Raw genomic sequence first — 25,224 nt, 5'->3', positions numbered from 1 at the left:
AGATTTATTTTCTAAAGTACATTTCTATTTTCGTTTGACTTAACTCAAGCGATAGTTCAACTTAAGTCATTCTTTCGTTTAACTTAAGTCAAACGAAAACAAACATACTAACGAGACAAATGTACATAGAATATACAGATACTAATCTATACTAACCGAGATTTAATTTCATTCGATAAATTATTCCAAAGAGCATAAACATATTCACCAGTAATTATCCAAGATTTGAACGATTTTTTTGTTCGTTTTCAAAAGTTTTGTTCCACCGCCAAAAAGATTGCCTATCATTTGTTTATGCAACTTATTCTTCCTAATATTGTCCTATACTAATGAAAACCAATACAGATAAAACGAATCCCCATGCAAAAAGTATTTCTTTTGATAGCCATACAAATCCTGTGCTTACATTCATTCGTGGTGAATGCACAGCGTATTTTCTCCACCTCTTATACAATGGATGATGGATTAGCCGCCAACAGAGTATACAGCATTTTGCAAGATTCATGCGGATTCATGTGGTTCGGAACCGATGACGGCTTGAGCAGGTTCGATGGCATCTCATTCAAGAACTACTATCTATCAGAGTATATCAACGCAACAACCAGTAACAGTGTCAAAAAAATATTTATCGACCGCAGGGGCAGAATGTGGATAGGATTGGATACCGGAATCGTCATTTACGACTCGAAGACAGACACTTTCCAACCTTTCCATGCCAAAACTGAAACCGGAGAGATGATACAAACATACGTCACCGATATGATAGAGGACAGCGACGGAGAAGTATGGATTGCAACAAGCGGAGAAGGACTTTACCGTTTTTCTCCCCATGATGAAATCAGACTCAGAGTCTATCGGAATATTCCCGGAGAAACGAACAGCATTTCGCAAAACATCATCATGACATTACAGCAGGACAGCAAACAAAACATTTGGATAGGTACTTATTCAGAAGGTTTATGTTGTTTCAATAAACAAAGTAACACGTTCGTCACTTACAAAAAGAGCAGTCACCCTAATAGTTTATCAGATAATTCCATTCAGAAAGTGTTTGAAGACTCACACGGCAATTTATGGATAGGAACTTTTCAGAACGGGCTCGACCTGTTCGATCCTGTGGCTAAAACTTTCACCAACTACCGGGACAGAAGTCCAAACAACCTATTATATCATATCCACGATATTAAAGAATACAGACCTGGCGAGTTGTTCATTTCATCCGATAACGGTATGGGAATTTTTAAAGCAGACAAAGGAAAAATTATACAATCCGACAATCCGAATCTGAAAATAAGAACCGGAGCCAATAAGTTTATATATACCATCTATATAGATAAGGAAGAAAGCCTTTGGCTGGGCTCCTATTTCGATGGAATCAAATTCTATTCGGCATTTCAAAATAATTTCAAATATTATAGCTGTTCATCATCGTCCACGCCACAATCAGGAAAAGTAATCAATGTTATCAAAGAAGACAAAGATGATAAATACTGGATAGGTACGGATGACAATGGCATTTTCCGATTTGATGCCAAAACTCAAGAAATTACCCCTTTCCGGGATGCAGCTAGTATAGGCACAACTTACTATTGTATACACGATCTGCTGGTAGACGGAGATAAACTATATGCCGCCACTTATGGAAGAGGTTTGGAGGTGATTAATTTAAAAACAGGAAAAGTGGAAAGTTTTCTCAATAATCCGGAAGATTCAACATCTATCCCCTCCTCACGGGTATTCACTCTATATAAAGCCAGTAATGGATGTATTTACGTGGGCACTTCTGCAGGATTCTGTTACTATAACCCCGAAAAAAACAATTTCATCAGAATTGGTTCTTTTACAGGCAAAATATCGGATATCATTGAAGATTATTTCGGAAGAATATGGATAGGAACAAGCATCAGTGGATTATATTCATACAATGTCAGAACCCAAAAGATAACATCTTATCAACGTTCAGACCATCCGAATTCACTAACAAAGAATGTAATCACCACACTAGCCATCGACAACAAGAAACGTCTATGGGTGGGAACGTATGGGCAAGGCCTTTGTAGATATAATGATGAAACAGATGATTTTACCAGATACGACTACCTAAAGTTGCCGAATAAAATCATCACTTCCATTATCCCTAAAGGAGACTTACTATGGATTAGTACCAATAAGGGACTTGCTGTATATAATCCGGATACAGAATATCTGAAAACCTATTCGAAATCAAACGGACTATACAATGAACAATTCACACCATGTTCAGGCTTTGAATCTTCTGACGGTAGACTATTTTTGGGTTCGACAGACGGTTTCTGTTATTTCTTCCCGCAAGACTTAAGAGAAAACACATACAATCCACCTGTCGTCCTCACCAATATGACCATTTTCGGAAAAGAGATACAGGCCGATACATCCCATTCACCCATTCGCCAATCCATAGGATATACAGATGAGATTGTGTTGAAATATAACCAGTCCATGATCGGATTCGATTTTGCCGCACTAAGTTACATTGCTCCCAAAGAGAATGATTATCAATATATGCTGGAAGGTCTGGATAGCGAATGGCAGTTCACTAAAGGAAGTAATAACCATCTTTCCTATGCAAACTTACCCGTCGGTGAATATGTATTAAGGATCAAGGGAACGAACAGCGATAAACTATGGAGCAATAATGAAGTACAGCTAAAAATCAAGGTGCTGCCTCCATTCTTCCGGTCGCAACTGGCTTATCTGATCTATGCCCTCGTCCTGTTGATTGCGATTATGTTAACCGTATGGTATTACGTAAAACGCACGGAGAAACGTCAGAAAGAACGTATCAAGAGGCTGAACGATGAAAAAGAAAAAGAGCTCTATAACTCCAAAATAGATTTCTTCACTAACATTGCCCATGAAATTCGAACTCCTTTGAGCCTTATTATCGGCCCATTGGAATACCTAATGAAAACTTCAAGTATCAACAATGTGTATGGGGAATACCTAAGTATTATTGAACAGAATTACAAACGCTTGTATGCGCTTGTCACCCAATTGCTGGATTTCCGCAAAGTAGATACGGGATCTTATAAACTATCGTACGACTGTTACCGGATTAAAGAAATAATCTGCAAAGTAAGCTGCATCTTTGAATTATCTGCCAGACAAAAGAAGGTGACGATTGACACTTCCTCTATCCCGGAAGAACTGAGCATCGTCATAGATGAAGAAGCTTTTACCAAGATTATCAGCAATCTACTAAGCAATGCCTTGAAATATGCCAAAAGCACGATTCGTATTACGACTATAGAAAAGGATTCCGAGATAGTAGTCACCGTAACCGATGACGGTATAGGAATCACCGATCAAGAAAAGACTAAAATATTCGACGCATTCTATCAGGTTAAGAACAACAGTGAAATAAATAAACTGGGCATTGGTATCGGGCTTCACATGACACGCTCACTCGTCCAATTGATGAATGGAAAGATCGAAGTCAGCGATAGGGAAGACGGTGAAAACGGTGTTTCTATTTCTGTCTATTTCCCTAAGCAAGCAGCCATCACTGCGACGCCACAAGTAACAAAACGGGTAGAAGACACAATTATTCCTGAAAGCAGCCCAGAAAATATAGAAGAAAATGAACTGGAAAGCACTCTTCCCGGTGAACCGTTGAAAAAACAATATGCCATTATGGTTGTGGACGACAACCCGGAGATTCTGGATTTCCTTTCCAGAATTCTGTCTGAGGAATATTTTGTCATATCGGCTTCGAGTGGAGAGGAAGCGTTGCAAATCCTTGAAAAAAATAACATTGACCTCATCATCAGTGATGTGATGATGGAGGAAATGGACGGGTTCGAACTCTGTGGGAAAATTAAAAGCAACATCAATATTTCCCACGTTCCTGTCATTCTGCTGACAGCCAAAACGGATACGGAAAGTAAAATCAAAGGACTGGAAGCCGGTGCGGATGCATATATAGAGAAACCATTCTCACCTTTCCACCTGAAAGCACAATTGCTGAACTTACTCAAGAAAAGGGAAAGTCAGCAGAAGACGTATGCCTCTACTCCGTTGTCCGATCTGCACTCCGCTGTCCACAATAAACTGGATGAAGAATTTATGAATAAATGTACCGAAATCATCCAGAATAATATTGAGGACTCCGAATTTTCGGTAAATACACTGGCACAGGAACTGGGAATGAGCCGTACCTCTGTATTTACCAAAATCAAAGGTATTATTGGCATGACTCCCAATGATTTCATCAAGGTCACTCGATTAAAGAAAGCCTGCAAAATGATGGTGGAGGGAGAATATCGGGTTACCGAAATAGGATTCCTCGTCGGGTTCAGCTCTTCTTCCTACTTTGCCAAATGTTTTCAAAAGCAATTTGGAATGTTACCGACAGAGTTTCTCAAAAAAATAAAAGAAGCCCCCTCATCCGCAACAAAATAAGTCGGCAAGCATCCTCCCTCTAAGCTAAATCTTAAGATTTTATTAAATTCTCCTTATAATATAAGGTAAGGAGAATCTTTTTTTTTACTTTTGTCCCCAAATATTATGGTACAAGCCATTCTAAAAGAAAGAATTATGCAGAAAAACCTTGTCATTGTCGAGTCTCCGGCAAAAGCAAAAACGATCGAGAAGTTTCTTGGGAAAGATTTCAAGGTCCTTTCAAGTTATGGACATATACGCGATCTGAAGAAAAAAGAATTCAGCATTGACGTAAAGAAGGACTTCAAACCCGACTACGAAATTCCGGCAGACAAAAAGGCTCTGGTTAGTACACTGAAAGCAGAAGCAAAAAGCGCAGAAACCGTATGGCTCGCATCCGATGAGGACCGCGAGGGGGAGGCTATTGCCTGGCATCTGTACGAAGTCTTAAAACTAAAACCTGAAAACACCAAACGAATCGTATTTCATGAAATTACAAAGAGCGCAATCTTAAAAGCAATCGAACAACCACGCGATATTGATCTCAACCTCGTAAATGCACAACAGGCACGACGGATTCTGGACCGTATCGTAGGTTTCGAACTTTCACCTGTACTCTGGAGAAAAGTAAAACCGGCCCTCTCTGCCGGACGTGTTCAGTCGGTTGCTGTTCGTCTGATTGTAGAGCGTGAACGTGAAATACATGCCTTCAAGACAGAAGCCGCTTATCGCGTCACCGCCATATTCCTCGTTCCGGACACAGATGGCAAGTCGGTGGAGATGAAAGCGGAACTGACACGTCGCATCAAGACGAAAGAAGAAGCAAAAGCTTTCCTCGAAGCTTGTCAGGGAGCCACTTTTACAATCGAAGATATCACTACCCGTCCGGTAAAGAAAACACCTCCTGCACCGTTCACCACTTCTACATTGCAACAGGAAGCTGCACGTAAATTGGGATACACCGTTGCGCAGACCATGATGCTTGCACAACGCCTGTACGAATCGGGATTTATCACTTATATGCGTACAGACTCTGTCAACCTTTCGGATTTTGCAACAATAGGAAGCAAAGAGGCTATCATTAAAATGATGGGAGAAAACTACGTACATCCCCGTCACTTCGAGACAAAGACCAAAGGTGCACAGGAAGCTCATGAGGCTATCCGCCCTACCTATATGGAAAACCAATCCATCGAAGGGTCAGCACAGGAAAAGAAATTGTACGACTTGATATGGAAACGTACCATCGCTTCTCAGATGGCAGATGCGGAGCTGGAAAAGACAACTGCTACAATCAGCATAAGCGGTAACAAAGATGTATTCACAGCTACCGGCGAAGTGATCAAGTTCGACGGATTCCTGCATGTATACCGTGAGTCCTACGATGATGACAATGAACAGGAAGATGAAAGCCGCTTATTACCTCCTTTGAAAAAAGGTCAGCGACTGGAATACGGCCCTATCATCGCAACCGAACGGTTCACTCAACGCCCGCCACGCTACACGGAAGCAAGTCTTGTGCGCAAACTGGAAGAATTGGGTATCGGACGTCCGTCTACGTACGCTCCGACAATTTCTACTATCCAACAACGCGAATATGTGGAGAAAGGAAACAAAGATGGGGAAGAACGCCTGTTCAACGTATTAACCCTGAGAGAAAATCAGATTAAAGACGAAAATCATACTGAAATAACCGGTGCGGAAAAAGCGAAATTATTTCCTACGGACACAGGTATCGTAGTCAATGATTTCCTCACTGAATATTTCCCGAACATTCTGGATTACAACTTCACAGCCAGTGTAGAAAAGGAATTTGACGAAATTGCAGAAGGAGAAGCGCAATGGACTTCCATCATGAAAACTTTTTATGATAAGTTTCATCCGTCTGTAGAAAATACTTTGGCTATCAAGACTGAACATAAGGTAGGAGAACGCATATTGGGCGAAGATCCGGTAAGTGGCAAACCTGTTTCAGTTAAGATTGGACGTTTCGGTCCTGTCGCACAGATCGGCACGGCAGATGATGAAGAAAAGCCTCGCTTTGCACAAATGAAGAAAGGGCAGTCTATGGAAACCATTACATTGGAAGAGGCACTGGAATTGTTCAAATTACCCCGTACATTAGGCGAATACGAAGGAAAAGCAGTAAGTGTGGGTGTGGGGCGTTTCGGTCCTTATGTTTTACATAACAAGGTATATGTATCTCTGCCGAAAGCTGCCGATCCGATGACCATCACTTTGGAAGAAGCGGAGCAACTAATTCTGGAAAAACGCCAGAAGGAGATGGAACGTCACCTCAAGAAGTTTGAAGAAGAACCGGAACTTGAAATTCTGAACGGACGTTACGGACCTTATATCACTTACAAAGGTTCCAACTATAAGATTCCCAAAGATATTGTTCCACAGGATTTGACATTGAAAAGTTGCTTGGAACTAATCAAGGCACAGAACGAAAAAGAGCCTGGTACAACCAAGAAAAGGAAAACGGCTCCAAAGAAAAAATAAACGGAAAAAAGGTGTTGCAATGATTATCAGAGCAACACCTTTTTCCGTTTATAACATATTGTTCAAGAGAATATTACATTCTGGCAGGAACTTCAATACCCAGCAGTCCCATTCCTAAACGAACGACTTTAGCCACATTGGCAGAAAGAGCGATACGGAATACTTTCACCGCTTCATTTTCTTCACGTAAAATGCTGAAGTCATGATAGAACTGATTATATTCTTTCACCAAATCGTATGTATAGTTGGCAATAATAGACGGGCTGTAATCTTCACCGGCCTGCTTCACAACGGCTGCAAAATCAGCTACCATCTGAATCAGTCCTTCTTCCTTTTCACTCAATTCGATTCCTGCCGGGATTTGTTCGGGAACAACAATGCCGGATTCGGCCGCTTTCCGCAGAACCGATTGGATACGCGCGTAGGTATATTGTATGAACGGTCCTGTATTACCATTGAAATCAATGGATTCTTTCGGATTGAATGTCATATTCTTACGGGCATCAACCTTGAGAATAAAGTATTTCAAAGCACCCAGCCCCACAATACGGGCGATATCATCCGCTTCTTCCTGTGTCAAGCCATCCAACTTGCCAAGTTCCTGTGAAGTTTCTTTAGCGGTAGCGATCATCTCTTCCATCAAATCGTCGGCATCCACTACTGTACCCTCACGGGATTTCATCTTACCTTCCGGCAATTCCACCATTCCGTAAGAGAAATGCACCAGACTCTTTCCCCACTCAAAACCCAATTTATCGAGCAAGATAGAAAGTACCTGGAAGTGATAATTCTGCTCATTACCCACAACGTAAATCATCTTGTCAATCGGATAATCAGCGAAACGAAGTTTGGCCGTACCAATATCCTGTGTCATGTAGACAGAAGTTCCGTCACCACGAAGCAGCAGTTTGTGATCCAATCCTTCGGCAGTCAGGTCCGCCCATACTGAACCATCTTCTTTCTTGAAGAAGAAACCCTTCTCGAGCCCTTCCATCACCTTCTCTTTTCCTTCGAGGTAAGTATTGGATTCATAATATATCTTGTCGAAGCCGACACCCATCATCTTGTAAGTCTCATCAAATCCTGCATATACCCAATTGTTCATCATCTCCCACAATCCGCGTACTTCCGGGTCACCGGCTTCCCACTTCACCAACATCTCACGGGCTTCCTGCATCAACGGAGATTCCGCTTCGGCTTTCGCCTTCGCTTCTTCATCGTTCATCCCCTGAGCTGTAAATTGAGCCATCAGTTCCTTCACTTCGGCTTTATAATGCTTATCGAAAGATACATAGTAGTCACCCACCAGATGATCGCCCTTCTTGCCCGAAGTCTCAGGTGTTTCACCGTTTCCGTATTTCTTCCATGCCAACATGGATTTACAGATATGGATACCACGGTCGTTTACAATATTTGTTTTAACCACCTTATTGCCGTTCGCAGCCACAATGTTAGCCAATGCGTTACCTAAAAGGTTATTGCGCACATGTCCCAAGTGAAGCGGTTTGTTCGTATTCGGAGAAGAATACTCAATCATCACCAATGGAGAAGTCTCGGTAGCCTGCACCAACCCGTACTGTTCATCGGCTTGAATCTCATTGAGCAACTCAATCCATGTAGCTGACGCAATAGTCAGGTTCAAGAACCCTTTTATCACATTAAAAGCAGCTACAGCCGGTTCGTTGGCTTTCAGATACTCACCGATTTCCTGAGCTGTCTGCTCCGGTCCTTTTCTTGACATTTTCAGGAAAGGGAACACGACCAGAGTCAGATGTCCTTCAAATTCTTTCTTCGTTTTTTGCAACTGCACCATCTTTTCAGGGACTTCCTGACCGTAGAGTGCTTTGAGTCCGTTGATGACGGACGCTACAAGTTTATCTTCTATCTTCATATTTACAATTATTTTCTGCGTACAAAGATACAGGATAATTTATAAAGGTTGCTCTTCTGAAGAAGAATTATTCTTCGCACCACGCTGATATATAGAAGGTGAGACTCCGAATTGCATCTTAAAACGTCTGCTAAAATAGAACGGATCATCGATACCTACCCGATAGGAAACCTCAGCCACTGTCAAATTTTCACCGGAAAGCAACAGTTCCGCAGCCTTTTTCATACGGATGATACGCAAGTATTCGTTAGGAGCATAACCGGTTACCCCTCGTATTTTCTTGTAAAATGCGGTACGCCCCATCTTCATTAGTGAAGCAAATTCATCAATAGTCAGTTCCGGTCGGGAAAGATGTTTCTCCAAAACAAGATTCAGACGATCGGCAAATTCCTTATCCCTGTCTGTAGAACAGACTGCCGGACGCATGATTCCCGGCTCATTCAAGTACTTCTCACGCAGCTTGTCACGCTGTTCGATCAATTGGAATACACGTGCCAACAGTAACTTAATGCTGAACGGTTTAGGAATATAAGCATCCGCACCGGACTCTATACCTTCCAGATATTTCTCCGGCGAACTCAAAGCAGTCAGCAGAATAATGGGAATATGACTCGTATCAAAGTCCGACTTCAACTTCTTTGTGACCTCAAAGCCTGTCATTCCAGGCATTAGAACATCGCAGATAATCAGATCTGCATCATAGGAACGTGCCTTCTCGAAACCGGATGTACCGTCGGCAGCCACTTCTACTTCAAAATAAGCCCCGATCTCCTCTTTCAAGAACTGGCGGATATCATTATCATCCTCTATTATCAATATCTTCCGTTTATTCAACGGATTTTCTACTTTCCCAAACTCCTGCAGTTCACGTTCTTCCTCTCCGAAATCGTTCCCCCCTGCCCAATGGACATCATGTGCATTGGCTTCTCTCAGCAACGCATTATTCGCAACAAGAAAATCTTTTTCTTCATAGACTGATTTGTCCGTCGGAACAGAGACAGTGAATACAGAGCCACCACCCTCGTTATCCGCATACTTGATTGTTCCCTTATGAACCTGCACCAATTCATGAGTCAGATGTAGTCCTACACCGATACTGTCGCCAGAGAAACTGCTTTGCATAAAACGTTTGAACAACTCAGCCTGTTTTTCTTTAGGTATTCCAACTCCGGTATCCGAAACCTGTATCTGTAGCATTTTCTTCACTTCATCCACCGTGACGGATAAAACAATACACCCATTGGAAGGAGTATATTTAAAGGCATTCGACAACAGGTTATAAGTCACCTTATCCAGATTTCCCTTATCAATAAACATCTTATAGGAAGGAACAGAAGGATTAAACCGGAAATCCATCTTCTTCTGTTCGGCTATATCACCAAAACTCAGGAAAATCTCATAAAGAAAAGCTACCACATCTGTCTCTTCCAACGACAAAGCCAATTTATTATTCTGCATTTTGCGGAATTCCAACAATTGATTAATCAGCCTCAACATACGCTGCGTACTCTTATCCATCGTCTTTAAAGGATGCACCAATTCTTTAGGGATATCACTGATACGCTGTATCCGTTCCAACGCACCTTGAATCAACGTAAGCGGAGTGCGGAACTCATGGGAAATATTCGTAAAAAAGACCAGTTTGTACTCAGTCAACTGTTTCTCCACACTGATACGATTTCGCAAACGGCTGAAATTACGGACAACCCGGTAAGTAAAGTACAGAGCGACCATGACCAACAAAGCATAACAGAGGAAAGCCCATCCTGTTTTCCAGAACGGAGGCTTGATCACAATAGTCAGAGTTGTCTCCTTATCATTCCAAATACCAGCCTCATTGCAAGACTTCACATGCAGGATATACGTTCCGGGATTCAGATATTTATAGGAAGCAAAATTAAGTGAGGAAGGAGCACTCCATTCCTTGTCGTAGTTTTCAAGCCAATACATATATTTAGCCTGTCCGCTATCAGAATAATCGAAGGTAGAGAAGTCTATCAGGAAAGAATTCTGAAAATATTTAAGTTCCATTCTGTCGGAGTAAGCCAGTGAATGTGTTAATGGAGAGTCCGTAGTTCCGGGAACTACTTGAATCCCATTGACATATAAATCCGTAAGAACCACCGGCAAGAAGGATTCATTGCTTTTTATCTGCTCGGGATCAATAATAGTCAGTCCGTAATTCGTACCGAACAGCAATCTGCCATCCGCCCCCACGTATGCACAATTCTCACTATATACATTACTCAATGTATACGAAGAGAAGAAGTAGTTGTCGAACGACTTCGTATCCGGATCAAACTTGGAGATTCCATATTCAGTTGCAATCCAGAGTTTTCCATGCTTATCCTCCAGAATGGACTGGACTACATTATTGACCAGCCCTTCATTTACTCCATAATGTTCATATCTCAGTACATTATAGTTATCTTCCGGTTGGCAGAGATTAAGCCCCATCCCCGAAGTTCCGGTCCATATCCGTCCCTTACTATCTTGAAAAATACATTTTATCTCATTACTACAAAACTTTCCGTTCGTATGGCTGAACCAATGATAATTTTCAGGGTCGGCAATTAAAGAATCCGGATGGAAAATACAAATCCCCTCACTAGTTCCCATCCATATCATTCCATTCTTATCTTCCTGAAATGCACGGACCATCTGTACCCCATATCTCCCCTGAAAAAAATGCCGGAACTTATAGGTACCCTCCGAAGCAGGTTCCGCCAGATCAAGCCCGCCCCCAAATGTCCCGATCCACATCCGGTCCTTAGCATCCCGACAAATAGCAAATATATTATTGTTGGATAGTGTCGTAAGATCCAGCTTATCATGCCTATACCAATCCTCTCCTATCTTCAGTCCTTCGCCACGTGTTCCCATCCAAAGCTTTCCTCCGGCATCCTTCTCCATCGCATAAATGTTCGATTGGTAATAGGTTTTATCCATCTTCCGGTTGAAATACGCATCATAAGTAAAAAGACCACCTTTACGAGTAGTAATTCCGATATCACCATTCGGCATTTCCTCTATCATACGTATAGCATTAGAACGGTCGAACAGCTCCGGACTTTCCGGATAAATACGGGTAGTCCCCTCATTCAAAACCGAAATGCGGGCTACTCCCGAATATTCGGAACTCACCCATATTCCTCCTGCCCGGTCCTCCATAACAAACAACAGGAAATCAGAATTGATATAACTGTTTTCAGTAATACCTGCTGCAAAATGTTCCAGCTTGTCTTCAATAGGATCATAAGCAAACAGCCCGTTTCCATAAGTCGAGATCCAAATGATTCCTCGAGAATCATGAACAATATGATAGCGTTCAAAATCAATATGGTCGAGTTTATCCTCCGGTATAAACTGAAAAGATTTCACTTTACCGGTGGCTGCGGAAATGTAATGAACACATCCCGTGCGGTTATAAATCCAGTAGTCTCCACGATTGTCACAAATCACTTCTCCTTTTTTTATATCCAAATGAGTGTCAGGAGTCAACGTATATTTTACGAGATCATAATTATACACCCCCGTACTGGTAAATATCACCCATTTATCTTTAATACGAAAATCATCCGTAAGAGACATCTTTCCGGCAACCGCAGAAAGTGCAGCTTGTTTCAGCAGTTCCTGAGTCTTTTCCTGATAAGAATAAATATCTCCATTTTCTGTAAGGAAATAAACTCTATCCCCATTAGCCAGCATAGAGACAAAATGTAAGGCACGGTCTACGATCTTAACCTCACCGTCTACGACCAAAGCCACCCCCCGTTTCGTGCCGATCCAAATACGTCCGTCATTATCCTCGCGTACAAAGTTCACCCGATTATCCGGTAAGTTTCCCGCTTCCGTCTTAAATACAGTAGAAGTCAATATCCCCTCTTCTTGATGTATAACTCTTCTAACTCCGTTATCCGGATGCCACAACCAGACATCTCCACAAGAAGCCAGGAATAGTTTCGAATAATTCCGGTCCTGATCCTCCGGTTCCATATATTCTACAAAACACGCCTTCTGCAGATCATAGCAGCTATACAGACGAACAGTAGTTCCCATCCACAGAAAACCATGTTTATCTTCGGTGATATTAAAGATCCGGTTATCTGCCAACGATGGCTTCCCATCATTTCCCGGCTGGAAAGTCAGAAAAGAATTACCGTCATAGCGGCTTAATCCGTTCAATGTGCCAAACCACAAGAAGCCTTTGCTATCCTGGTACATATACCGTACGGAGTTACTGGGCAATCCATCACTCGTTTTCATCTGGCGGGAACGTAATTCAATACCCGCATAGGTATTAAGAACAGAGATTAGAAACAAAATAAAAGCGAACAGGAATCTTTTCTTCATCATAGATTTCAAGATTAATAATAAATGTCTAACAAAAATAGCGAAGAATTTTGGAATAATAAAATTAGTCCGAACCGGAAATAAAACAAATCCATATTCCCCGGTCCAGACTATCCCAATTATCAAACAACCTAAAAACCTCTATATCCACCCTTTCCTGTATATCCAAACAATACCTATAATCTTTAAATTGAGCTTATTTATACACATTTATAAAGTCATTAGCCAGTTTTCCAGATCCTCCATCATTTCAGCACGTTGAGCAAATGGTCTTTTGTTGTATCCCCAACCATGCTTCCCGCTACTGTAAATATGCATTTCCGAAGCAATTCCCAACCTTCTCAATGCCTTGTGATAATTCTCCGAGTGAATAGGTTTCACACTTTGATCGTCACCTGACAGTGCAATAAATGCACCCGGAGTTCTTTTATCTACCTGTAACTCATTACTATATCTTTTCACCAGTTTCTCATCCGGATTTTCTCCCAGAAATTGCTTCTTTGATCCCTTATGCGCATTTTTTTCTTCCATTGTAATTACCGGATAAAGAAGAATTTGAAAAGCCGGGCGCAATTTGGCTGAAGCGTGGGTGGCAATAGTAGAGGCTAAATGCCCGCCTGCGGATGACCCCATTACTCCGATACTATCCGGAATAATATTCCATTCTTCAGCATGTGCTCTAATATAACGCATTGCTTCACAAGCATCCGAGACAGGTACTTCCGGATTGCCATTCGGCATCCTATATTTCAATACGATTGCTGCCATATTCCGTTTATTAAAGTATAAAGCCCAGTCGTACCCCTCATCTTTCATTGCCAAGTGATCATATCCACCTCCGGGACAAATTAGAATTGCTTTTACCGGTTTCTTCGAGACAGGAAGAAAAACTCTGACAGAAGGTTTATAATTATGCTTTTTATCATCGTACCCTTCCGTTTCTTTACCATTCGAATTAGGTAATCCTTGCTCCCATAAGTCAATATCAAATGGCGGTTGTGCAACGGTTACGTTCGCGGAAGAAACCCGCAGCATTGTCTCATACATTTGTCTCCCTAGATACTCGGCAGATGTTTTATCAAAATGAAGCCTGTCTTTCAGTAAAGTAGCTTTCGACATATCTACCAGATAGGCATTCTTATCCTCCGAAGCCAACCGTTTCATCGCTGCTTCTACCTCAGCATTATAACGTTTGTTCGATTTGGCTACAGAACCGAAGATGAAAGGCAGTTCCGAATAATCCTCACCGGTTTTCCGGGTGAGATGAGTACGTACATAAGCCAGTACATTTTTCAGATTATCGTAATAATCCGGACCATAATCCGAATCACTTTCTCCTTGATGCCAGAGGAAAGCATCAATGTGGTAACCTTCCGGCAAGCGAGACAGCGTCTTTGTTATACTATTACTTATTTGCTGGGCAAACGAAAGGAGCAACGATTTTCCTTTTTTCGCAGTAGGAGTATTTTGCGCTAACCATGCCGGGTCAGCAGACCAGTGTCCTCCACGAGAACTTGTATTCTCTGGTGTTATTGACGTGCCTCCTACTGCCCACTTTATTACGTAAAAGTCTTTTTGATACAACTGTTCCAACAGATAATAGGTAACAGCATCATAGCCCCAACGATTACGACGAGGCCAAAAAGGAACAAATTTTCCATCCACACGATTCTGTGAGATTTTGCAATATTTATAGGCCCCTTTCGTGAAACCGGTACTATCTATTCCCATACTCCTGATATATTCCGGCAAGTCCGAGACAGGCACCCTCCCATCGGTATTAGACTGTCCGGCCACAATAACAACATGAGCCCGCTCCTGTGCATATACTGCAAAACATAAAAGCCCTGTTATCAACAAACAAAAATAACGTTTTAGTTCTTTATTTTCAGACAAGTGTATTAAAACAGTCTTCATCGCCCCTCCCGTTTTCACTTTGATACATTCAAATACCACTTCTCTTCAGATGAGAAATCCGGCATGGATAATCCCGAACGCTCATATTTCCTGCCTATCACTTCTTTCAGATACTCACTGCCGGAGCCTGCCTTTTCCTTATTCATACGTCTGGCCACACGAATCAGATCACCCCAACGATGTCCTTCAAAAGCCAGTTCCAAAGCAGATTCTTCTATCAACAGTTTCTCCATACATTGTACATCTGTTTCACCGGCTTCCGGTTCCATCTCCTTAGCTTTCAACGATACACGACCGCGAATTCCCGTAAACTCACGCCAAGGACTACGATAGTAAGGCGCATCTATACTTCGTGCATCAAAGTAAAAAGGTTCCGGATAAGGCTGTCCGTATTCATAACTGGTCACACAGTCCCATTCTCTTTTAGCTTCCGATTCCGGAGTATAACGGTAAGTTGTTTTGAATCCTTCATTCAAAATCGAATAAGCAAGTTTCGTATACCCACAACGGTTCACAGCCTCCGCGTAACGTAGCAACACCTGTGCGGCACGATTCAAGAACCAACGTCCCTTTTTCTCATACGGCTTTGCCGGATCATAATCATATAAATACTTCTGAACTACATATTCACCATTTACCAGTTTGTAAGAAGAGTCACGCCCACGTCCGTCAAATTCCGCACCGTTCTTTTGTTCCTCCTTTTCCCATAAGTCGGTAACCGCATAGGCTGAAGGCATCAACTCATACTTTCCTTTTCCTTCATTGGCAAACAGTTCAATCAAGGGATAATAAGGTTCAAAAGCCGGTTCATAGCTTATTGTCCAAATCAACTCACTCCACAAAGCAGACTTATCTGCCGGAAAAGCGAACATATTCAGCCAAGTATTCTTGTAACTGTTCATATCGCCATCCATATATCGTTCATAAAAGACCTGAAAATAAGTATCTCCACCGGTAGAATAGCTTCCGCAACGATACCTGACCGCATTAGCCGTAGAAGCCTTATTCTCGTCGGTAGACAGGAATTTACGATATTGCACGGCAGCCTCCCGGTAATTCCCGTTCCAAAGATAAAGATCTCCCAAAAGAATACGCTTGTTAACAAAGAATCGTTTTAGGTCATACGTATCCAGTTTATACTTTATCAAGTCACTATTCAGGTAATCCTCCAAAGTCGGCAAGTTCTCCATACATTCGATCAAACGGGGCAAGAGTTCATCCAACCCGATTTTCGGCAGTTGCTCCAGCTTCGAGGCATCTTCAACGGATACAGTAGGCTTCGTTACGTAAACCGCCTTTCCGAAATACATACCTACTTGCAGATAAGTCCAGCAACGAAGAGCTGCTACATCCGAATAAAGTTCCGAGTATTCTTCCTGTGTCAACCGATTATTGGCAAGCATATCCTCAAAGCCTGCCAAAATATCATTACAGTTCTGAATGACGGAATAATAATTCGTCATATCCGCATATTTATTTCCCGAAGAAGGAGTATTAGCATTGATTTCCTGCAATTCTATAGATGCATTATCCGTCACATCCATCAAATCGGCACGAAGTTCTCCCAAAACGATAGTCTGCTCCGCCAGCCCCATAAATTTTCCATACAATCCCAATATGGCACTATTCGCATCATCGAGGGTCTTATAATGATTCTTATATTCCACTACCGATTCCAGTTCCGCATCCACACAAGAGCCGAACAACGTACAGGCAAACAGCCCGCCAAATATGATGACATTCTTTATTGATTTCATGGTTTACCTTATTTAGAGTCCGAGTTTTAATCCTACATAAAAAGTACGTGCCTGCGGTGTCGTAAAAGAGTCGATTCCATAACTCAGAGGACTGGTACTAATGCTGGACTCCGGGTCATAGCCTTTGTAAGCAGTCCAAGTGCACAGATTCTCTGCTACGGCATATACCTGCAATCCGGTAACAATCCCCTTTTTGATAGGCACATCATAAGCCAGTGTCAGATTCTTGAATTTCAAGAAAGAGCCATCCTCTATCCAACGGTCAGAGAAGTGGGAATTCTGCATCGGGTCACCATAGGTAGCTTTCGGCATGCTTGCCGCTTGTCCGTCCATACGCCAACGGTTCATCACAGCTTTGGTCTGGTTTTCCATGCCGGACATCGCCTCCAATGTCTGACGGGTATAGTTATAGATATCATTTCCTACAGAATACGTAAACTGCGCAGAAAGCGTAAAGTTCTTCCACAAGATACGGGTATTCAATCCTCCATAGACATCCGGATTAGGATCCCCTATCACAGTTCTATCTTTTTCGTCGATATATTCATCTCCGTTCATATTGACAAATCGCATATCACCGGCACCGAAAGGCAGGTCCTTTAACCCGGAACGTACGTTCAATCCGTCAGTCTGCGCTTCCGTTTCCGTGCTATACACCCCGTTTGTCCTATATCCGTAGAATACTCCTAACGGTTTACCTACTTCTGTCAGAACCGTACCGCCGGCTATTTCCGTCTGATAACTTTCGCCTTTCAATCGGGTTACCTTGTTCTTATAGTGTGAAGCGGTAATCCCCAAATCCCATTTTAGGGAAGCTGTATTCAACAGGCGGGCATTGACAGCCACGTCCACTCCTATATTTCTCATTTCCCCTCCATTATCCACATAAGTCGAGTATCCCGAAAAAGGAGTCACGGAAGAGTAGGTAAGCATATCCTTTACTTTCGAGCGATATACATCAGCGCTTAAAGACAAACGTTCGTTCATAAGCGCTACATCCAAACCAATATTCAGTTTGCCCACCCGCTCCGGTTTCAGATTCAGATTAACCAGATTGCCGCGTACCAATCCGTAGTTACCCATCAGATTTTGTGAAGTATAATAGCGACTCCCTGTATAATTGCCGATATCGTCATTCCCGGCTACCGAATATCCTGCACGTATTTTCAGCAGGTCTATCCATGACAGTTCTTTCATAAATTTCTCCGACGATAATACCCAAGCGGCAGACACAGCCGGGAAAAGCCGGAAGAAGCCGACATTCTGTCCATAGCGGGAGGAAGCATCCGTCGACAATGTAGCATTGACAAAATAGCGGTTCTTCAAAGAGTAAGCCGCATTGCCATAGATGGAAAACCAGTTCCATGTTCCGAGTGCCCCTCCCATCTGCCGCAATGCATCCAAACCGGACTGCAAAGATTTAAACTCATCACTCGACGAATTATACGCCTTCGTCCAGTCGTCTTCCGCCTTATTGGTGGCATATCGTAAACCTACGGTTGCATCCAATTGATGTTCCGGACCGAATTTGAACAAGTAGTTGGCACGCGTTTCATCAAACAGCGAGAAAATACGCTCCGTATGATATTGCATTTCGTTTGTCACCAATGCAGTAGGGAGCTCATCGTACGGAATCCCTTGTCCCGGGTGAAAGATACTCTCTTTCGCTTTAGTCAGACGAAGTCCGAACCGCGTGCTCAAAGTCAGATTCTTCCATATATTATACTTCACATGAATGTTAGCCGTAAAACCATAATTGGAATTTTCCTGCTGCACACTGCCGGTCACTGCCGCCGGATTTGCCATACCGAAGAGATCCGTATCTTCATAATTCGGTGAGAGCTGATCCTGTTCATTATATACATAGCTTGACATAAAAGGCGACTTGACCAAAGAAGAGTAAATCGGATTCAACGGAGTCGCATTTCCTTCCTGCATCAAGTTCTTCTTACCATAGACAAAATTCATGTTTGTCTGTACCATAAACTTCTGTGAAAAAGTAATATCTGTATTAATTCTTGCAGAGAAACGGTTAAAGTCCGTACCTTTCACTACTCCTTCATTTTGCAGATACCCCAACGACAAAGCATACACGGCAACATCGTCACCACCGGTCACCCCTATTGAATAGTTATTCTTCAAACCTTCTACAAACAACTCATCCTGCCAATCGGTGCTTTTGTTATACCGATAGAAGTCCGGATTACCTTCATATCCCCAAGCTTGCTGTACAGGTCTTTCATTATTTATGAAAGGCAGTTTTTGAATATCACTACTAGAATATCCCCGACTTTGATATACATCCATCAGATAACGTTTCGACTGAGCAGCATCCAACATCGGAATACTACCAGGTTTCATATTCATCCCCATCACCGCTTGCGCTGTGATTCGTGTTTCAGGATCTTTACCTCTCTTTGTTTCTACAACAATAGCGCCATTTGCCCCTTTCACCCCATAAAGGGTCGTTGCATCCTTCAATACGGTAATCCGGTCGATGTCCTTCACGTCAATATCACAGAAAGGAGTGGAAAGATAGCCGTTTATCAGGGACGTACCGGCCGAAATATTCTCGATTACCATCCCGTCAATAATCAATAAAGGCTGATTATTTGCATAGATCGAATTGAATCCTCTCATAAACATATTCATCCCCGCATTTTCCATTCCCGAACGGGAAATCACATTCAGACCCGCTACTGTTCCTTGCAACAAGGTCTCACCGCTGGTAGACGGATTTAACGAGTTATCACCGTCCAACTGAACCACAGAAGTAGTAAGATGGCTTCCCGCCACTTCCCCCAACGGAGTTGTCACATTCCCGAATACACTCTTATGTGTTTCGTCATAGATACGTATATTCACCTCGTTCCGTCCTTTCAGCGCAACTCTTTTCTGTTGGTATCCGGGACCGGAAATCAACAATTCTACATCATAAGACGGTACTTTGATAGAGAACTTTCCGGTTTCATCCGTCATTGCCGCACTGATATCCGAGACAGTCACTCTTATTCCATTAACCGGATTTCCGGTAGCCGCTTCCACGACTGTTCCCGACACTTTCTCCTTATACTCGATACGTTTCTTCACTTTCAACGTACGAATCTTCTTATTGAACTTCTGCGCATTCGCAGACAAAGCGAACACACAAGCCAGCAAAAGAAATATATATTTTATCTTATTCATAGCATTTTCTTTCCTTTAATCGTTTCATCTGCATCCGTATCATTCACCGTCCGGAATACGAGGGACAAATTTTATATAATCAAGAAACATCATTCCGCCACTCTGATTGGCCTTGGAGTACGGATGAAAACCCGCCGTATTACAAACCATCAACTGTACTTTGCCCATTCGCGGAACATCGAAATCATATCTCTCTTCTCCTTCCACTTCTTCTTTCGGAATCATTCGGGAGCTACCGGTATCCAACGTATATTTCCGAAGCTGTACCGGATAATCCCTGTATGTCTTATCTCCCGCTACCGAATAAGCAGCAAAAGCAACCGAGTTTCCCCAATAGTTATTTTGTATCGAGCCACCGGATGAGCGGGCAAGCTGTGCATCACCCGGCATTGCCGCAAACATCTTCTGGCAGACTACCAACGTGGAAGCCTCACTTGCCGGATCTTTTGCGATATGTTCAGCCATATCATCGTAAGAAAGCCAATAAACGTCATAGGTAACAGAGTTCAACCGTACTTCATACAGCAGATAAAAATTCATATCCGTGTTATAATTACTCGTATTGAAAACAAAAGAGTACTCTGTACCTGTAACGGGGTCCTTCTGGTAAGTCCGCGAAGACACCATCACATCCTTTCCTCCACTTGCCCACGACGAGCGTGAACGGGTGTACACTTTAGAAGGTGAGTATGCACTCAAATAGTCTTCGGCCTCTACCACCACTGTCTTTATTTTGTTCTCTTTCATCTTGACATCCACCCCATTCAGAAAACGAACCACTCCATTGGAGGCTTTATATTCGCTGACTTCTATCGGCAAAGGAACGAAGTCTGCCGCTCCTGAAAAATCTACCTTCACACCACTCAGGGCTGTCGTTTCCCCTTGCTTGAAAACCAAGTCGCGAATCAGTTCGTCAACTACCAGCGAATCAGTCTGTTCCTCGTCGCCCAAACTCATATACCTCGCATATTTAGCTTTCAACTCCCGGAAGTTAAGATCTCTCAATACAACGAATGTGTAGGAAGAGTCTTCATCGTTAATCGGCATTTCCTCGAAAAAGTAATTCCGTGTAGTCCACACCGTATCATATACGGGCTGCCCCAGTTCATTCACCCCTGTCTGTACACTTCTCTCCGTATCCATTACTTTGGTAGCTTTCGCATACAGGCTGTCCAACTGTTCGTATTCTTCCGGAAACATTCTCCGAACATATTGCAGATACTCATCAATATTCATCAAAGGTTTATACGCCTTATCCACTATATGCAGGACTCCATTATTGCAAAGCACATTTGAATGTTCCGAGTCAAAACTCACAGTACTCATGGATTGGTTCTTTCCGTTTATCATTTTCAAACGACTGTCCGGTTGAGTTAATGTCTTCATATTATACAAACCAAAAGCAATATGATTCTTCACTATCGCAAGTTTCTCCTGCTCATTCCATTCACCTTCTTCATAATCTGCCACCAGCTCTGAAATCGCGTCATTATCCGGCGCAAGAATTGTATACTCATATTCTCCATTCAGGATATTGACGTAACCGGTTTCCTCCAGCAAAAGATAAAAGGCAGAAAGATCCTTGTTCGCCTTTACGGCATCCAGCACACTTCCGTCCAATGTAGGAGTATCTACCTCCACATGATTGTCCCACTGGTTGTTACAGGCTGTAATCAATACCACAACTGCCAACAGCCATACCTCTCTTATTATATTGAGTTTCGTTTTCATTGCTACTAATTTATCCGTTGATTTTTATTTATAAGGCCAGATATCTCCTATTCCCGGAGAATTCTCCTCTATTTGGTTACCTTTCATATCAAGCATCGGCCATACTTGATTTTCCGTAGCCGGTATAAACTGAATCATATCAAAATAATAATACTTACCACCATACTTCTCTACCATGTCGAAACGTATCGTATGGCGGCCACTGGAATATACTTTAATCGTTCCCAGCAGAATACTGTTCATACTCTTATCCGGTTTGTAAGTATACTGTTTCCACCCGTATTCCCTTTCCATTTCCGCATGATTGACCATATCCACTCCACGAAAGTCCTGCTTAGTCTTACCATTCGCATCCTTTTCATAAACAATCGTTTTGACCTGTGCTATGGTTGCTGTTTTCTCTAAGACCTGATCATCCCGGTTTTCCTGTTTAAAAGTTGTTTTCAGTATCGGTCCTCTCTTTGATGAACTGGAATGGCAATAACATAACCATACTTTATAAGTACCGTCTATCAATAAAGGTAACGTGAACTCAAAGGCCTTCACAAAGCCACCGGTAGTGATGGAGAACGTCAGATAATCACCATTTACATACTGTTGGTTCAGATTCATCGAAGGATTATCATCACTCATATTTACTACTCCATAAGTAATATCCGGATTACCGCTACCTCTATCCGATTCGAATTTGACATCTTGATTTAAGTCTTTCATCTTAAACTTCTTGGTCTCCTTGCGATAGGCCGGATCCGATTTAATCTGTGGCAGGTCACACATATCGAAATCCACCCGATAGGCAGAACGTATCTTAATCTCCAATAACCCTCCGACTTCCTGCATCACTCCGTCCTCACAAGTCAAGTCGGTGTATTCACTATTTCTTAGCAGTTCGATTCCTGCTTCATAACTGGAAGCGCTCTTAAACCGGTTCAGCACAATGGACTGTCCGTCCATGGTACTGGTGATCACCTGATTCTCCACTTTAGTCATAACGGCCGATGTCCCTCCCAATAAATCAACAATATACCGTCGTCCTATTCCGATATGATAAGCCAGGAAGTTCTTTACCAATTCATCTTCCGCTATCCCCACCATATTCTTTTTCAAACGTACCAGCAGTTCCGCCTTATTATGGATACCTTCATCATTGAAAGTCTCATTACTCTGCACATAAACGGTATAAGTAGTATCATTTGTCATGACACCGGCCAAATACTCTTCATACTCGGCAAATAAGTCTTTGAACAAAGAATACTTTTCGGTAGGCAAAACAGCGACTTGCTGTCTCAAAGTCAATTCCGGTTTTTCCAATACCGCGTCAATCACGTGCAATACTCCATTCCCAAGTAAAACATCTTTTGTCACCATCCGTGCCTTACGGTCTACCATTACGTACACATTCCCGCTTTCATCACTCTCCGTTTTAGTAGTCAGATAATATCCCCGTATATTCGGAGTCGGCATTTTGCCGTCTTCAAAACGTGCCGAAGAAATCGTATCGCCAATAATATGGTAACCGACGTAAGCATCCGCTTCCTCTTTTGTCAGTTCGTCAATCGTCTTTCCTTCTTTCTCCATAAACTTTCTCACAGCCTCATCCGTCGGAGCCAGACAAGTATATGCCCCATAAGCATGAAGCATGCCCCGATAATCGGACTTATGCACTATTTTAAGAAACTCTCCCAAATGCTCGTCCATATATTCATCCAACATCTGTTCGCTCGTTGTTTGATATACACTCCCCATCAGACTGTCTTCGCACGCATTCAGAAAGAAAAGCGATAAAACACCCAGAAAAGTGTTCAGCAATATATTGTTCTTCATGTCCATATAGATTTAATTCGTTGCATAAAACTCATTTTGTTCCAGTAGCGGGTTCGCATCCAATTCCTCACTGTAAATAGGAAGATAATGGCTGTGATAATTCCTATACTTCGCTTTCAGACTGGTCACCTTACTCGCCGGAGCACTATATTCGGCTAACGTCATCAGATAGTTAAGGTTGTCACCTCCATAGTTATCACGTTTAGCCTGGCGTAGCACGTCAAACCAGCGTTTCCCCTCATAAGCCAACTCGCGGGCACGTTCATCCAAAATGAATTTCTCCATATCTTTACCCACATAAGAACCCTCCGACGCACCCAGATCCGTTGTTTCCACAGCGTTCGCACGATCCCTGATTACTTTCACCAATCTATAAGCCTCTTTCAGCAACTCCTGATTTTCATTATCCGCAATTGCCATCTGTGTCAAGGCTTCGGCTTTCATCAGATAAATCTCAGCCAAGCGATAAATAATAAAGTTACCGGTATATTCTTCCTGTGCCCGTTCCGCACTGGATGCTTTAGGCTCAACACCTATATATTTCCAAAGGCAAGATTTATTCTGACAAATAATATTGCGTATATCGAAAAAGAGCATATCTCCCGTTGCCGTCGGAATGAAAATATTCGACTCCAAGTTGGCCGTATTAATACCGATATAACCTCTTCCCGAACTCATCATAGAATAAAACGGATTCAGGTTCTCTGTAGAAAACTGCAATTCAAAAATACTTTCCATCGAATTGCCCTCGTAATACATCTGATTAAACAGAGCGAAATATGTAGACGGGTCGGGATAGTAAATAGTCACGCCGGACTCCTCCCCATCTTCTCCGCTTTCCTGTTTCTGCCGGGTAACCGGAATCAGCGTATACTGTCCGGAAGCAATGATCTCTTCGCATTTACGGTTGCACTTTTCATAATCTTCCATCCACAGATAAATATCAGCAAGCAAAGCCTTGACCGCCCATAAGGTCATTCTACCCTTATTTTGGGCTGCATCGGTAGTGCTGTAATGGCTAGGCAGATAATTGCCTGTCTCCAACGATTCCAAATCGGCGACTATTGCTTCCAACACTTCTTTCTGGCTACTTTTGGCAACGCTCATTTCCTGAGCAGCACTTATATATGCCTTACGGATAAGCGGCACATCACCGAAAGCACGTACCAGATAAAAGTACATCAGACTACGGATAGCAATCGCCTGACCCTCATATTCTTTTAAGGTAGCCGGAGAGAACGAAGGGTCATTGGCCTGTGCCGTCGGAGCAAACTCCAATATTGTGTTACAGATATTAATAGTCTCATAGAAAGAAGCCCAATCGAGCAAACTATTATCAATCGAGATCTCTCCGTTGAACACACTCACCACATTCGAGTTTGTCCTTTTTCCGGAAGTGATCATATCCGCCCGCCATTCTCCGTAGAGAAACAAGCGTTGTACCATAGCACTGGAAGCCATTGATAAATAAGCACCGTTCAGTACCGAACGCACATCTTCCTTCGTTTTCCAGAACTCATCCAACGGCACACCGTCATTGGGCATCAAATCCAGCCAATCGGAGCAAGAGGTAATTGTCAGGCCTTGCAAAGCCAATACGAACATCGTAATATATCTTGTTAGTTTCTTTTTCATAATCTT

The 25,224-nt window shown here is 42.5% G+C and carries 10 protein-coding genes; 2 read left to right on the top strand and 8 right to left on the bottom strand.

All coding sequences use genetic code 11. The annotated features are described in order from the left end of the window. The first annotated feature begins 360 nt into the window (after nucleotides 1-360). Nucleotides 361-4,440 carry a two-component regulator propeller domain-containing protein gene (locus tag ACNOGP_RS06125; RefSeq protein WP_418214332.1) on the top strand — a complete coding sequence of 1,360 codons (4,080 nt, stop codon included), beginning with the start codon at nucleotides 361-363 and terminating at the stop codon, nucleotides 4,438-4,440. Nucleotides 4,441-4,575: 135 nt separating this feature from the next. Then, nucleotides 4,576-6,924 (top strand): type I DNA topoisomerase, encoded by a 2,349-nt coding sequence (gene topA / locus ACNOGP_RS06120; RefSeq protein WP_418214331.1) that lies wholly within the window; start codon nucleotides 4,576-4,578, stop codon nucleotides 6,922-6,924. Between the two features lie 73 nt (nucleotides 6,925-6,997). On the opposite strand, the gene argS is transcribed toward topA, so the two are convergent. From argS to ACNOGP_RS06080, 8 genes are all read right to left on the bottom strand, one after another. After that, a complete protein-coding gene (gene argS / locus ACNOGP_RS06115; RefSeq protein WP_143866163.1) occupies nucleotides 6,998-8,815 on the bottom strand; it encodes an arginine--tRNA ligase in 1,818 nt (605 codons plus the stop codon). 39 nt (nucleotides 8,816-8,854) lie between these two features. Next, nucleotides 8,855-13,168 carry a two-component regulator propeller domain-containing protein gene (locus ACNOGP_RS06110; protein WP_418214740.1) on the bottom strand — a complete coding sequence of 1,438 codons (4,314 nt, stop codon included), beginning with the start codon at nucleotides 13,166-13,168 and terminating at the stop codon, nucleotides 8,855-8,857. Nucleotides 13,169-13,378: 210 nt separating this feature from the next. After that, nucleotides 13,379-15,085, bottom strand: a complete 1,707-nt coding sequence (locus ACNOGP_RS06105; RefSeq protein WP_272720670.1) for a sialate O-acetylesterase — start codon at nucleotides 15,083-15,085, stop codon at nucleotides 13,379-13,381. A gap of 14 nt (nucleotides 15,086-15,099) precedes the next feature. After that, nucleotides 15,100-16,842, bottom strand: coding sequence for a RagB/SusD family nutrient uptake outer membrane protein (locus ACNOGP_RS06100; protein ID WP_418214330.1), 1,743 nt, complete (start codon nucleotides 16,840-16,842; stop codon nucleotides 15,100-15,102). Nucleotides 16,843-16,854: 12 nt separating this feature from the next. Then, the gene (locus ACNOGP_RS06095; RefSeq protein WP_418214329.1) at nucleotides 16,855-20,028 is read right to left on the bottom strand and encodes a SusC/RagA family TonB-linked outer membrane protein; all 3,174 of its coding nucleotides are present in this window, start codon (nucleotides 20,026-20,028) and stop codon (nucleotides 16,855-16,857) included. Nucleotides 20,029-20,067: 39 nt separating this feature from the next. Then, nucleotides 20,068-21,759 carry a fasciclin domain-containing protein gene (locus ACNOGP_RS06090; RefSeq protein WP_418214328.1) on the bottom strand — a complete coding sequence of 564 codons (1,692 nt, stop codon included), beginning with the start codon at nucleotides 21,757-21,759 and terminating at the stop codon, nucleotides 20,068-20,070. Between the two features lie 24 nt (nucleotides 21,760-21,783). Further along, nucleotides 21,784-23,583 (bottom strand): fasciclin domain-containing protein, encoded by a 1,800-nt coding sequence (locus ACNOGP_RS06085; protein ID WP_418214327.1) that lies wholly within the window; start codon nucleotides 23,581-23,583, stop codon nucleotides 21,784-21,786. Between the two features lie 12 nt (nucleotides 23,584-23,595). Next, complete coding sequence (locus ACNOGP_RS06080; RefSeq protein WP_418214326.1) at nucleotides 23,596-25,218, bottom strand: RagB/SusD family nutrient uptake outer membrane protein; 1,623 nt, start codon at nucleotides 25,216-25,218, stop codon at nucleotides 23,596-23,598. Nucleotides 25,219-25,224: the final 6 nt, after the last annotated feature.

It is taken from the genome of Bacteroides difficilis (assembly GCF_048319815.1).
Taxonomy (GTDB): Bacteria; Bacteroidota; Bacteroidia; order Bacteroidales; family Bacteroidaceae; genus Bacteroides; species Bacteroides zhangwenhongii.
Note: the sequence above shows the minus strand (reverse complement) of the source record. Positions and strands in the feature narration are given on the sequence as shown.